The sequence below is a fragment of the Pseudomonas sp. F9001 genome (assembly GCF_013385435.1).
GTDB lineage: Bacteria > Pseudomonadota > Gammaproteobacteria > Pseudomonadales > Pseudomonadaceae > Aquipseudomonas.
This window is the reverse complement of sequence record NZ_JACAPX010000034.1, coordinates 19,478-32,513: the sequence shown is the minus strand read 5'-3', so window position 1 is coordinate 32,513 and position 13,036 is coordinate 19,478. Positions and strand designations below refer to the sequence as shown.

At 59.2% G+C, this 13,036-nt stretch carries 11 protein-coding genes and 1 pseudogene; 6 read left to right on the top strand and 6 right to left on the bottom strand.

Annotated elements, in window-relative coordinates; translation table 11 throughout:
• The 3 genes from HX818_RS26105 to HX818_RS26095 form a co-directional block, all read left to right on the top strand.
• Positions 1–1,935, top strand: a 1,935-nt coding sequence (locus tag HX818_RS26105) for an RHS repeat-associated core domain-containing protein (RefSeq protein ID WP_177020991.1), incomplete at its 5' end; no start/stop codon positions are given.
• Complete coding sequence (locus HX818_RS26100) at positions 1,932–2,312, top strand: hypothetical protein (RefSeq protein ID WP_177020990.1); 381 nt, start codon at positions 1,932–1,934, stop codon at positions 2,310–2,312. The genes HX818_RS26105 and HX818_RS26100, both read left to right, overlap by 4 nt.
• A 134-nt stretch (positions 2,313–2,446) precedes the next feature.
• A complete protein-coding gene (locus HX818_RS26095) occupies positions 2,447–2,860 on the top strand; it encodes a hypothetical protein (protein WP_177020989.1) in 414 nt (137 codons plus the stop codon).
• A gap of 166 nt (positions 2,861–3,026) precedes the next feature.
• Here HX818_RS26095 and feaR read toward each other — a convergent pair whose 3' ends face one another.
• From feaR to HX818_RS26080, 3 genes are all read right to left on the bottom strand, one after another.
• Positions 3,027–3,980: a transcriptional regulator FeaR gene (gene feaR / locus HX818_RS26090; protein ID WP_177020988.1), complete on the bottom strand. Its 954-nt coding sequence runs from the start codon at positions 3,978–3,980 to the stop codon at positions 3,027–3,029.
• A gap of 117 nt (positions 3,981–4,097) precedes the next feature.
• Positions 4,098–4,682 carry a DUF3156 family protein gene (locus HX818_RS26085; RefSeq protein WP_003219899.1) on the bottom strand — a complete coding sequence of 195 codons (585 nt, stop codon included), beginning with the start codon at positions 4,680–4,682 and terminating at the stop codon, positions 4,098–4,100.
• Positions 4,663–6,162, bottom strand: coding sequence for an APC family permease (locus tag HX818_RS26080; protein WP_003219898.1), 1,500 nt, complete (start codon positions 6,160–6,162; stop codon positions 4,663–4,665). The genes HX818_RS26085 and HX818_RS26080 overlap by 20 nt, the downstream gene beginning before the upstream one ends.
• A 216-nt stretch (positions 6,163–6,378) precedes the next feature.
• On the opposite strand from HX818_RS26080, the gene HX818_RS26075 reads away from it, so the two are divergent.
• Positions 6,379–7,707 (top strand): hypothetical protein, encoded by a 1,329-nt coding sequence (locus HX818_RS26075; protein WP_177020987.1) that lies wholly within the window; start codon positions 6,379–6,381, stop codon positions 7,705–7,707.
• Between the two features lie 173 nt (positions 7,708–7,880).
• Here the strand turns inward: HX818_RS26075 and HX818_RS26070 are convergent.
• A pseudogene (locus HX818_RS26070) lies at positions 7,881–8,357 on the bottom strand (flavin reductase family protein); the annotation flags it as partial.
• Positions 8,358–8,416: 59 nt separating this feature from the next.
• Positions 8,417–9,586 carry a p-hydroxyphenylacetate 3-hydroxylase oxygenase component gene (locus HX818_RS26065; protein WP_177009901.1) on the bottom strand — a complete coding sequence of 390 codons (1,170 nt, stop codon included), beginning with the start codon at positions 9,584–9,586 and terminating at the stop codon, positions 8,417–8,419.
• Between the two features lie 228 nt (positions 9,587–9,814).
• Between HX818_RS26065 and HX818_RS26060 the strand changes: the two genes are divergently transcribed.
• Positions 9,815–11,302 (top strand): aldehyde dehydrogenase family protein, encoded by a 1,488-nt coding sequence (locus tag HX818_RS26060; protein WP_177020986.1) that lies wholly within the window; start codon positions 9,815–9,817, stop codon positions 11,300–11,302.
• 244 nt (positions 11,303–11,546) lie between these two features.
• On the opposite strand, the gene HX818_RS26055 is transcribed toward HX818_RS26060, so the two are convergent.
• Positions 11,547–11,882: a DUF6124 family protein gene (locus HX818_RS26055; protein WP_008431194.1), complete on the bottom strand. Its 336-nt coding sequence runs from the start codon at positions 11,880–11,882 to the stop codon at positions 11,547–11,549.
• A gap of 605 nt (positions 11,883–12,487) precedes the next feature.
• Between HX818_RS26055 and HX818_RS26050 the strand changes: the two genes are divergently transcribed.
• Positions 12,488–13,024 (top strand): DUF3833 domain-containing protein, encoded by a 537-nt coding sequence (locus tag HX818_RS26050; protein WP_177009899.1) that lies wholly within the window; start codon positions 12,488–12,490, stop codon positions 13,022–13,024.
• The last annotated feature ends 12 nt before the right edge of the window (positions 13,025–13,036 follow it).

Here is a 13,036-nt window from a genome sequence, read left to right as displayed (position 1 = left end):
CTTGAGTACCACGCCAACGGCCTGATCCAGCAGGAAACCGGGTTTGATGGCCGGCGTACTGCCTATGTCTACGACCTCGCCGGGCATCTGCTGGAAAAGACCGAATACGGCGATGACGGCAGTCAGTTGGTTACCGGTTATGCGCGCGATGCTGCCGGTCGCCTCGTAAGAAAAACCCTGCCCGACCGCAGCATTGTCGATTACACCTACGACCGTCTCGGCAACCTTCTCAGCGTCGACGACGGTCATTGGCCGCTGCATTACGAATACGACCTGCAAAACCGCCTCACCGCCGAACACCAGGGCTGGGGCACGTTGCGCTACCGCTACGACGAATGCGGGCAACTCAACTACCTGCGCCTGCCCGACAACAACCGCCTCGCTTTCCACCACGAAAAAGGCGGCGACCTCGCCACCGTCCAACTCAACGGCAACCCGCTCACCTCGCACCTGTTCAAATCCGGCCGCGAACATCAGCGCCAGCAAGGCCAACTCCTCAGCCGCTACCACTACGACGACCAGGGCCGCCTGCACGCCCACGCGATCACCCAACAGGAACAACGCCACCAGCGCCGCCAATACGACTACGACAAACGCGGCAACCTCACCCGCATTCTCGACACTCGAAAAGGTCAGCACGACTACCACTACGACCCACTCGACCGCCTGACCCGCGCCAACCACTCGCACGACCTGCAGGAACGCTTCGTCCACGACCCGGCGGGCAACCTGCTGATGCAAGACCGCGTAGGGCCCAGCGTCGTCAAAGGCAACCGGCTCTTGATGCAAGGCGACCGTCATTACGACTACGACGCTTTCGGCAATCTGCTGCGCGAACGCCGGGGCCGGGCGCAGCAGTTGGTTACCGAATACCGCTACGACTGCCAGCACCGACTGATCAGCGTCACCCAGCCGGACGGCACCGAAGCCACATATCGCTACGACCCGTTTGGACGGCGTATCGCCAAAACCCTCAACGGTCAGACCACCGAGTTCTTCTGGCAAGGCGAAACATTAATCGCCGAACACAGCACTGATAACCACCAAAGCTATATCTACGAACCCAACAGCTTCCGCCCGTTAGCACTGCTGAAAGGCTACGGCCCGGAAGACGTAAAGCCCTTCCACTACCAACTCGACCACCTCGGTACCCCGCAAGAACTCACCGCATCCGATGGCGAAATAGTGTGGTCAGCGCACTACCGCGCCTACGGCCAAATCGCGAAGCTGGACGTCAACACCGTTACCAACCCGCTGCGCTTCCAGGGCCAGTACTTCGACCCGGAAAGCGGGCTGCACTACAACCGCCATCGCTACTACAATCCGGATGTTGGTCGCTATCTGACGCCTGATCCCGCGAAGCTGGCGGGCGGGTTGAACGGATACCAGTACGTGCCCAACCCGACGGGGTGGGTGGATCCGTTAGGCTTGAGTACCTGTCCGGGTGGGGATGGATGCAAGCCTGAAACCAAAGCTGAAGATCCATCAGGAATATCTAAGGTTGATGAGGGTACGCCCTCAACTCCCGCGCCAGAAAAAAAGCAGGAATATCTGTATCGAGGTGATTTGAGACATCCAGATGAAATTTTCAGAGACGGGTTTGAAAGTAGAGGAGAGAGCACAAATCTCTATTTACACTCTTTGAATAACGCCAGCCCTCCTAGCAATTTCGTGCCTACTTCCACATCAAGGAAAAGAGCACTGGTCTTTGCCTCGGGACATGGATTTGATGAGGGATTCCTTTATACCCTCAAAAAGATTCCTGGGAGGGATGTCAATAAGGAACTAGGCGACCGCTCCAAATACAAATATGAATTAGAAATCGCCATTCCCAAACGTATCGACACTAAAGATATTTTAGGTGCTTCACCGGTAAACGATGACGGCACTTACAAAGGATACACACTACTAAATCCGAACAGAGGTTACCCATGAAATCACGTGAAATCACCATAATCAGAGATAACGTTCGTGAAAGTGCAACAGTTGAATACGACGGGGGGACGCCGACCCTTACTCTATCATTAAACAACGGGGTCAGAAAATCCTACAGCGCCATAGATCTATACGAAAGCTTCGGTCTGGCAAGAATGGACTTCAAGGATATAAAGTTCTTGTGTAAGGGCGCAAAAATTAACGTACACACATCTGGAATGTCATCACACATGTCAAATGGATTGGTAGCTTACGAACTCACCATGGGCAAACCTGAAGGCGAGCTAGTTCACATTTTTTCTCCCGAAGAAAACGACTTAACCAATGACATACAAGAACAGCATGATTTTTGCGAGCGCTGGGCAACTTCATGTTAGTCGCAAAATAAAGCGGCGCTGGTCAAGGTTGCGGGGGAGTTCACACGCAGATTCGGTCTGATCAAACTCTGAAAGCTCAGGACTGTTCTATTTTTTCAATACGACATCATGGATCCCAATTAGAAATCGTCATAATGAAAACCCAAAAAATCTGCGCACTAATAGAAAATAAAAAAGTCGAAATCACCGTAAGATATGATGCAGCCAAATGCCTGATGAAATTCTCAGAATCTGAAACCCCACAGAGAATCTATGCTGGAAGAGATCTCTATGTCTGCCTTGCAAAAATCAGAGCCGATCACCCCCGCATCGCATTTCTTTGCAAGGGCGCGAGATTAAACGTGATGCCTTCAAGGATGGCATCCCAAATGAGTGCAGGGCTTGTCGCTTATCAAATGACGATGGGCAAACCCGCCCTCCCAGAGGATATAGTTCACATTTTTGATTACGAAGAGGAAAACCTCACAAATGACCCACAAGAGCAAATTACTTTTTTTAAAACCTGGCTTGCATCGTTAAACGCCGAAAGATACGAAGACTTAAACTAAGCGGATAGTACAGTCCCATCTTTCAAATAACGGAAGAACAGCCAGTTGGAAAGTTCAGCCTATTCGGTAAACCCCAGCATGCTTAGCGCCTACCAAATCGCCATCGCAGGCAAGCCAGCTCCCACAGTTAAACTGTGTACATCAATGAATCTTCTGCACCCCCCAGTCACCCCACCTGCTGCAACCGCCCCGCCCGAAAATCCTTCGGCGACACTTCAAACTGCTTCTTGAACGAGCGACTAAAGTGCGCCGAATCCGTAAACCCCCACTTATACGCAATCGACGTAATCGACTCACTGCGCAAAAACGGGTTGGTCAGATCATCCGCACTGCGCTTCAACCGCGCCCGCTGGATATACCGGCACACGCTGTCATCCTGTTCCTCAAACAACCGGTACAAATGCCGCACCGAGATATTCAACCGACTCGCCAACCCCACCGGGCTAAGCCCTGGCTGGGTCAATGACTCATCAATCACCTTCTGCACATAGCTGCGCAGATTGCTGCCCTGCAACCCGCCACAATCATCGCGCTCATCGTCTTCCTGCTCAAACGCCGACCCCAGCAGCGAGACAAACGCCGACTGCAACGCCTGCCCCTCCCCGACCGCGCCTTCGCCGTTCAGTGCGTCTTTGCACAGTTGATCCATCAACACATGCAACATGCGCCCGCAGGCTTTGCTCGAGGAGATTTTGCCGAAGGTCTTGGGCTGGTTGCCGAACTGTTTGCACACCTCTGCGCGGGACAAGGACAGGGACGCGTGTTCGATCAGCCCGAACGGGGTGATGTCGATGGAGCCCACCGAGTCCATCAATAACAGTTCGCCGGGGGCAAGCTGGAAGCTCTGGCCGTTTTGGGTGATCTGGCAGTAGCCGCTGCGCTGGCTGACGAGGAAGCAGTGTTGGTCGTCATCGTGGTCGGCGCGGGCCTTGGCGCGCTTGATCAGGCCGGCGTTGGTGCGCAGGCTGGCCAGGGGCAAACCGCCGCGGGAAAAGGTGCTGATGCTGCCGATGAACAGCGAGCGGTTGAAGGCCAGTTCTGTGTCGAAGTGACCGCAAACCGCGCGCAGATCCCGGGTCCAGAGGTCCAGCCCGTCTTGCCCAATCTGTTGCATGCTCATGGTTGTTTCCACCTTGGCTTTTTGTTTTTGTCGGGCAATAGTTAACATGTTATCTATATGCGCGCAACAAGTACGTGTCTGCCAAGGTGGTTGCACTATTGATGCCAAATATTGCGGTCAGTGGGCCTGCAAGGCGCGCTGGAAACCGTTCAAGGCGTCCAGCAGCCAGGCGCGTTGCACACTGCTCAAGGCGATGTAGCGACGGAACGCCGGCATGCGGTTGACCACCTCGCTGCCGCCCATATGCTCAAGCCGCACACACCACTGGTGATCCACCAGGTCGATACGCAGGCGCTTGAAGTCCAGCGGCATCAAGGCGCGATGCAAGGCGCTGCCCTCCTGCAATTGTGTATGCAAAATGCCTGAAACCTCCTTGTCGCCCGACCGCTGTCGACAGCGGATTCCGGTGCGTCGAACGGCCCCGGTGTGGTGCAGTTCGAAGCTCGCCGTGCCCTGCTGCGAGGCAGGGATGCGCAGTACGAATTCGGTCATCACCAGGTGCATCAACAGCTGCGACTCGGTGCGTTCGACGATCTCCAGTTGCAGCCCGAGATTGTCCAGGGAAACCCGGGCCGTCGTCGGTCCACACACCTCATAACCGGCGAGGCCAAGGTTACGCCGCAGGTGTTCCAGCGTAACGCCGGGTCGATACCCGGCAGGCGCGCGCCGGGCGCTGAACAGCTCAGACAGTTTTTGCAGCATGGCTGATATACCCATTGTGCGGCTGACCCGGCTCATGGGCGAACTCCTTGGCCAACACCTCTTCCACCGAGGCGGGCTTGAATGGATTGACCTTCTGCACAACCAGCGTCCAGAACAGCGCGTACGCCGCCGTGCACCCGAGCATTACGCCAAAGGGAATGTAGATGTCGGCGGGGTTCATGCCCGGCGGGGTGATAAACCACATGCCCAGCAGGATGCCGATGCTCGACAGAATCTGCGGCAGCGGAAAGAACGGCGAACGGTAGGCGCGAGGCAGATCCGGACGGCGAATCCGCAGGATCACCACCGACAGCGTCACCAGCAGATAAGCAAAGCTCCAGGCACACACGGCCGCCAGCACCAGGTGCATGATGTTGTCGGTGTTGCCGCCCAGGTACAGCGCGTGCAGGCACGGAATCAGCATCGCCACCAGAATGCACAGCAACGGTGTCTTGAAGCGCGGGTGCAGGTACGTGAAGACCTTGGGCAACGCGCCGTCGACCGCCATGCCGTACAGGATCCGTGGCACACCGGCCATCAAGGTGTTGATGGTCGCAGCACCGGCAAACAGGAAGCCGATGCCCAGCCACATCGGGCCGATGCTGCCCATCACCTGCTCGGCGAATTTCGGGATGGCCATCGGCGTATCCAGCAGGTGCACGCCGCCCGCCGCGTCGATCAATACGTTTTCCACCTGGCGTTTCATTGCCGCGCCATAGATGAACATGCACGTGGCCACCCCCAGCAGCCCCAGCACCATCGCCTTGGGCATCACCTTGGCCGAGTTGCGCAGGTCCGGCGCCAGCGGCGTGACGAATTCGCAGCCGACGAACATGAACATCGCCATGCCCACCAGCGACAGAATGGTAATCAGGTCGGTACCGACCAGGGATTCACCGAACCAGCCGTCCAGCTGCACCGCCGGGGCTGCGATCAGGCCCAGCACGCCAAACACCATCAAGGTGGTCCACATGCCGAACGTGAGGATGATCTCGGCCCGGCCAAACGCGCTGACGCCAAACGCATTGAGCACCCCGAACACAATCACGAAGCCCACTCCCAGCAACCACGAACCGCCGGCGGATTCCGCCAGGGTGTTGAGGTGCTCGAAGTTCACCAGCGCCATCACGCCAGAGAGGATGGTTTCGGCGGTACCGGCAAACACATGCACGATCAGGTACGCCGACAAGGTGCCGGTGATCGCAAAGAACCGGCCCATGCCGCAATTGATGTAGTCGTAGACCGAGCCGGTGGTGGGCAGGATCGAGGCGGCTTCGGCGAAGGTGGTCGCCTGGGCCAGCATCATCACCACCGCGATCAACATCGCCACCGCAAAGGCGCTGCCGCCGATGCCAAACCCCATGGTCGCAGTGAGGATCACCGGGCTGGCCATGATCAAGCCAATGGTGCTCGCCAGCGCGGTTGGAAAGCCCACCGTGCCGCGTTTCAAATGTTCGGTGAGCCGGTCGTTGATCGACATGGTGCAGATCCTCAAGAAGCGGATTTTTAGAAGTATTGGCACTCTGCGCCCGCCCTGGCTGATCGTCTTGCTCCTGGCTGCCGCCGGTTTTGTTGCTGCCTGCCACTGCTGCGCCACTGGCGGCCTGGGACAATTTCCTGGCACGCAGGGGAAAGACTTGGCCCGGTGGCGCTCGCCCTAATGCTCCCTCAATTCACCTTGTTGGGGACTATAACAATGCAGCACACACAACAAACCCGTCACCTGTACAGGGCCATCAGCCTGGGCATCGCGCTGATGATCATCGACTCATCGGCCCAGGCGTTCGAGCTGTATGCCGATGACGACACTCAGGTCACCGGCAACTTCCTGGCGGTGTACGGGATGTTCAACAGCCGCAAGAACTACGACGGCACCACCGGCGGTTCCACCTGGCGTGAAGGTTTTATCAAGTATGGCTTGAGCGTCGACCAGCGCTTCGGCGCCCTGGGCAGCGTGTATGGCACGGCCAACCTGGTCAGCTCGGGCACCTGGGGTGATGGCGATGCATCGGGCGTGACCACCGGCAGCGAGCGCACCACCAAGTTCGACGAAGCCTTCGCCGGCTGGCGCTCGGGGGAACTGTTTCCGGCACTGGGCAAGGATGGTGTGGACCTGTCGTTCGGCCGCCAGGTCATCATGCTCGGCGACGGTTTCATCATCAACGATGACGGCCCGAACTTCGGCAAGGGCGTGGATGACGGCAAGTTCAACCGGGGCGGCGCCTACTACATCGCCGCCCGGCATGCCTTCGATCAAACCGCAGTGCTACGCCTGGGTGGCAAGGACGGCGTGCATGGCAGCGTAATGTGGATCAAGTCCGACAACCGCGCGCAGGCCAACACTGAAATGGCTGCCGGCACCCTGGACTACACCGCCGCGCCCGGCACCCTGGGGTTGACCTATATCCACGGCATCAGCGTCGACGACCGTTATGCCAATGACCTGCAAAAACAGCGCGTCGGGATGAACATCTACAGCCTGCGGGGCGCCGGTAATGCCGGGATCGAGAACGCGCACTTTTCCTTTGAATACGCCTGGCAGGACAAGGACGCCGGCCCGGAAAAGGCCTGGTACACCGAAGGCGGTTATACCTTCGCCGCGCTGCCGTGGTCGCCGGACCTGACCTACCGCTACAGCCGCTATTCGAAAAACTGGGATGCGATGTTTTCGGGCTTCAACCGTGGCTACGGCACCTGGGTGCAGGGCGAGGTGGCCGGCAATTATTCGGGGCCGTTCAATACCAATACTGAGGTGCAGCATGTGGCGTTGAAGGTCAAGCCGCTGGACAGCGTCACCCTGGGCGCGCTGTTCTTCGACTACAAGACGTTGAGCAAGGGCGGCATGCTCAACCTCGATGGGCGCGAACTGGACCTGTACGCGGAGTGGGCGGTGAACGAACACCTGATCGTCACGCCGCTGCTGGGTTTGTACAAGCCCAACAAGGATGAGAGCAACGGCGGCAACCAGGTGGGTGGCAATGGCACCAATCTCTATAGCCAAGTCACCGTGGCCGTGCCGTTCTAACACAGGTGCAATGAGCTACCGAGATCACATGTGGGAGCGGGCTTGCTCGCGAAAGCGGTGTGTCAGTCGCCAGATGTATTGGCTGACACTCCGCATTCGCGAGCAAGCCCGCTCCCACATTGAACCTGCTTCAGCCTTCGATAGAGGTGTTCGCCCTACGGTTGCCGCTCCTCGATCCGCGCATACGCCCCCTGGTGATAGAGCAACGGCGCACGACCAAAATCATCGAAAGCCACCACCTTGCCAATCATGATCCAGTGATCGCCACCATCCACCTGCTGGTACTTCTCGCAGTGAAACCGCGCCGAGCAATCAGCGAAGACCGGCGAACCGCCCTCCCCGGGCTCGAATTCGATTTCGGCAAAGCGATCGTCCCTGGGCCGGGCGAAGTTGTTCGACAGGTGGATCTGGTCGGCCGCCAGCACGTTGACCGCAAAATGGCTGGCCTGCTCGAACACCTCGTGGCTGTTGGAGCGTTTGTCGATGCTCCACAGCACCAGCGGCGGGTCCAGGGACACCGAGTTGAAGCTGTTGGCGGTGACACCCACTTTGCGCCCGCTGGCATCAGCGGCAGTGACCACCGTGACACCGGTGGCAAAGTTGCCCAGGGCCCGGCGAAAGGCCCGTGGGTCGAAACTGTTATCAGACATGCAAGACTCCCGGACTGCATCAACGCGCAGTCCTGATGGTTGTGATGGCCGGGGCGGCGTCAAATCATGCTCGGATCAGGCTCGAGCCCCATCAGCTCACGCCCCAGGATCTGCGCGCACACGTCGTAATCGGTGTACGCATGGGCGCCGGTCATATGGGAATCGCGGAACAGACGCTGCATCTCGTTGTGCTCGAACCACGCATTGCCACCGGCGGCCTCGAACAAGCGGTCCACCGCCTGGATGCACATCTTGGTGGCGTACGCCTGGTTGGTACGCCAGAACGCCAGGGTCTCGCGGCTCGGGTAACGGTGCTGTTCGCTGTGTTCGGCGTGTTCCTGCCAGGTCTTTTCCAGGAACGCCCGGGCGGCGGCCACCTGGTGGGTCGACTCGGCCAGGCGCATCAACGCCGGAGTCGCCGCCCCCACTGCCGCGCCGGTGTAGGCACGTACGCGGGTCCTGGTTTTTTCGCGGAATACTTCGAGCATGCGCTCGGCCACGCCCAGGCTCACGGTGGAGAAACCGCTGGCGAAATACGGCCGGTACGGCGAGTAGAAAATCTTGCTGTCGGGGTACAGACCGAAGCCGGCGGACTTGCCTTCCATCATGTCCTTGGCTTTCTGGATGCGGTGTTCTGGCACCCGCACGTTGTCGATGATCAGGGTCTTGGTGCCGCTGCCTTTCATGCCGGCAGCGAACCAGTCATCGCGAATCTGATAGTCGCTGCGCGGCAGTACCGCGAAGCAATAGTCCTGGGTGCCCTCGGCGTTTTTACGGCGGAAGCCGACAATCGCCCACTCGGCATGATCGCAACCGCTGCTCCAGCCCATTTCACCGCTGAACAGCACACCGCCCTCAACTTCTTCAGTGCGGCCAAACGGCGCGATGCTGCTGCTGGCGGTGGCATTCGGGTTATCGCCCCAGACTTCCTGCTGCAACTTGGCGGGAAACAACGCCAGTTGATGGCTGTGGGTGCACAACAGGCTCATGGCCCAGGCGGTGCTGGCACAGGCGCCGGCCAGCAACGCGATGCAGTCGGCAAACTGCGGCAGGGAGATCTCCATGCCGCCGAAGGGTCTGGGTTGAAAGGCACGGTGCATGCCGATGCTCTTGAGCAGCGCAATGTTCTCGTCGGGAACCTTGCGGTCCTGCTCGGCCTGGAAGGCGTTGGCAGCGATGGTCGGCAGAATCGCCTTGAGATCTTCGAGGAGCGGGTTTGGCTTTTTCATGGACGGCCCTGCTTATTATTGGATGTCCGGCTGGCGTTCAAACTCAACGAACGGCGCTGGATGTGGGGCCAGTATGGGGCGGGCGCCCCCCCCGGAAAATGCACCTTCCACAGCCAAGATTGCACTTTCCACAGGCCTGGCAGCCACAGACATATCGCCCGGCAGGCACAGACAAGCCTGGCCCGGCGGCGCTGGTTACCCTCGGGCTTTTGCGAGCAGGAAAATCCCATGAGCGATATTGCGCTGCTGCCTGAAGTCCAGGCCTTCCTCCGTCGAAGCCATGCCTTGTTTATCGACGGCGGGTACGTCCAAAGCCATTCCGGCCAGGCTCTGGAAGTGATCAACCCGGCCACCGGCGAGGTGATCGCCCAGGTTGCCGATGCGGACCTGGCCGATATCGACACAGCGGTGGAATCGTCCCGGCGTGGCTTCCGGCAATGGTCCCAGGTCGCCCCTGCCATTCGCGGCAATGTGCTGCTGAAACTCGCCGACCTGCTGGAGCAACACCGCGAAGCACTGGCGCAGATCGAAACCTGCCAGTCGGGCAAGATCATCCAGATTTCCCGGGCCTTCGAGGTCGATCAGGCGGCGCACTTCCTGCGTTACTACGCCGGCTGGGCCACCAAGATCAGCGGCCAGACCCTTACCCCGTCGCTGCCCTCCTTCGCCGGCGAACGCTACACCGCGTTTACCCTGCGCGAACCGGTGGGCGTGGTGGTGGGCATCGTGCCGTGGAATTTCTCGACCATGATCGCCATCTGGAAACTCGCCTCGGCACTGGTGACCGGCTGCAGCATCATCATCAAGCCCAGCGAGTTCACCCCGCTGACCATCCTGCGCATCGCCGAACTGGCCATCGACGCCGGCCTGCCGGCGGGCGTGCTGAACGTGTTGACCGGTGGCGGCCATGTGGGCAAAGGCCTGGTGGAGCACCCGGGCACCGACAAGGTCTCGTTTACCGGCTCGGTGCCCACCGGCATCGCCGTGGGCCGCAGTGCCATGGGCGCCGGGTTGACCCGGGCGACCCTGGAACTGGGCGGCAAAAACTCCGCCGGGTTCCTGCGGGATGTGGAACTCGACAAGGCGGTCAACGGCATCATCGAAGCCGGCTTCCTGCACTCCGGGCAAATCTGCGCGGCCGCCGAACGCTTCTTCGCCCACCGCTCGCAGATCGAGCCGATCATGGACAAACTGGCGCAACGCCTGGGCCGGTTGAACATCGGCTCGCCGCTGGACGAGCGCACCGAATTCGGCCCGGTGACCAACCGCCAGCACCAACAGAAACTCGAATGGTTTTTCGCCAAGGCCCGGGCCGAGAACAATACGATTGTCCACGGCGGCAAGCTTATCGACGGACCGGGGTGCTATGTGGAGCCCACCGTGATTCTCGCCAACACGATCCACGACACCCTGCTCAACGAAGAGACCTTCGGCCCGATCGCCACGTTTTTCCCCTACGACACCGAGGATGAGCTGCTGGAACTGATGAACAACACGCCTTACGGCCTGAGCGCCAGTCTCTGGACCAATGATCTGAGCAAGGCCCTGCGCATGGTGCCGGCGATCAACGCGGGGACGGTGTGGGTGAACATGCACACGATGCTCGACCCGGCGGTGCCGTTTGGCGGCAACAAGTCTTCGGGGGTGGGACGGGAGTTTGGCGGGGCGTTCATCGAGGATTACACCGAGCTCAAGTCGGTGATGATTCGCTACTGATAAACCGGGCGACCGATCGTTCCCACGCTCCGCGTGGGAATGCATACCGTGACGCTCCGCGTCACCACTGCGCAAGGCTTCCATTGTGCATTGCCAGCGGGACGCGGAGCGTCCGAGGCGGCATTCCCACGCAGAGCGTGGGAACGATCAGCGTGGGAGTGATCGCGAGCCTGCTGACAAACCCGCTCTCCTGACCAACCGCTCCCACACTGGATTTATGTTGCCAGTTGGATTTCGGATGTGATCAGGCCACCGGACACTCCCGGTTCAGCGCCTCATCCACCAACAACTGCGCCATCTCCACCAATTGCACCACTGCCAACACTTGCTTGCGGCTGGCCCCATCAAGATGCTCGGCACAGTCATAGGCGCTGACAGCCGCCGATTCAAGAATCTCGCTGGCATTACACAAGGCGACTTCGGTGCTGAGGCCGGCACGTACGGAGAATAGTTTGTTGGAGGACGGAGGCGAAGCGGCAGGTTCTGAATTGAGGTCGTAGTGCTTGAATGCGCGCTGGGCAGCATCGTGGAATTTCTGGTCGTTCAAGTAATGCGGCGGGTTGGGCGAGACCTTTTTCATGGTGAAGCTCCTCTATGAGTAAGCACCTCCACGCTCGCTACCACACGATTAAGGAGGCGACTGTACACGGGGTGGTAGACCGGTCATAGAAACCCGGCAGGCCGAAGCCTCCCATGCACAGCCGCCACAAAGCAGCCCGCACAAAAAAACGCCCTTGAGCGTTTTGGGATCTATGAAATAGCCGGGCTACCACACCCGTTCGCTGAATTGGCAGCGACCCGCGAAGGTTAGCGGCGAGAAGGTCTGGAAGCAACCTGAAATCTATGTGGGAACGGTCTGCGTAGGAACGGGCGATACCGCTGCCGGCGTATGCCCATTGTTGATCGTTCCCACGCTCTGCGTGGGAATGCATACCGTGACGCTCCGCGTCACCATTGCGCGAGGGGCAATGCGGCGGTGCCAGCGGGACGCGGAGCGTCCGAGGCGGCATTCCCACGCAGAGCGTGGGAACGATCATCTGCACCTGGTCCCCTGAGGCTGCATATACCCGCCATAAATGGGCAGGCCGGTAGCCGGTAACATCCTGGTAATGCGCTAAATACCTGTACAATTTTATTATTTTGTACAAGTATCAGCAGTATCAAGCCCTCTCGGGGAGAACCGCAATGACCCGTCTATTGGTTTCGCTGGCCCTGGTGTTGGGCCTGAGCAGTTGTGGCAGCGTGGATGTAAAACACTATGCCGACCAGCAACCGCAACTGGACCTGGTGAGCTTCTTCAGCAAGCCCGTCAAGGCCTGGGGCATCTTCGAGAAACGCTCGGGTGAAGTGGCCAAGCGTTTCGAGGTGAATATCGCCAGCCGCCGCGAGGGTGAAAACCTGATTCTCGATGAGCGCTTTCTATACAGCGATGGTACTCGCCAGCAACGTGTCTGGACCCTCACCCCGGACGGCCCCACCCACTGGCGCGGACGGGCCGGTGATGTGGTGGGCGAGGCCAGGGGCGAAGTGGCGGGCAACGCACTGCGCTGGCGCTACGTCCTGAACCTGCCGGTTGATGGATCCGTCTACGAAGTGAGCCTCGACGATTGGATGTACCTGATGGACGAAGACACGTTGATCAACCGCTCCAGCATGTCCAAGTTGGGTGTGGAAGTCGGCCAGGTGACGTTGTTCTTCCGTCGCCAGTCTTCACAACCCTGACCGCTAAGGAGT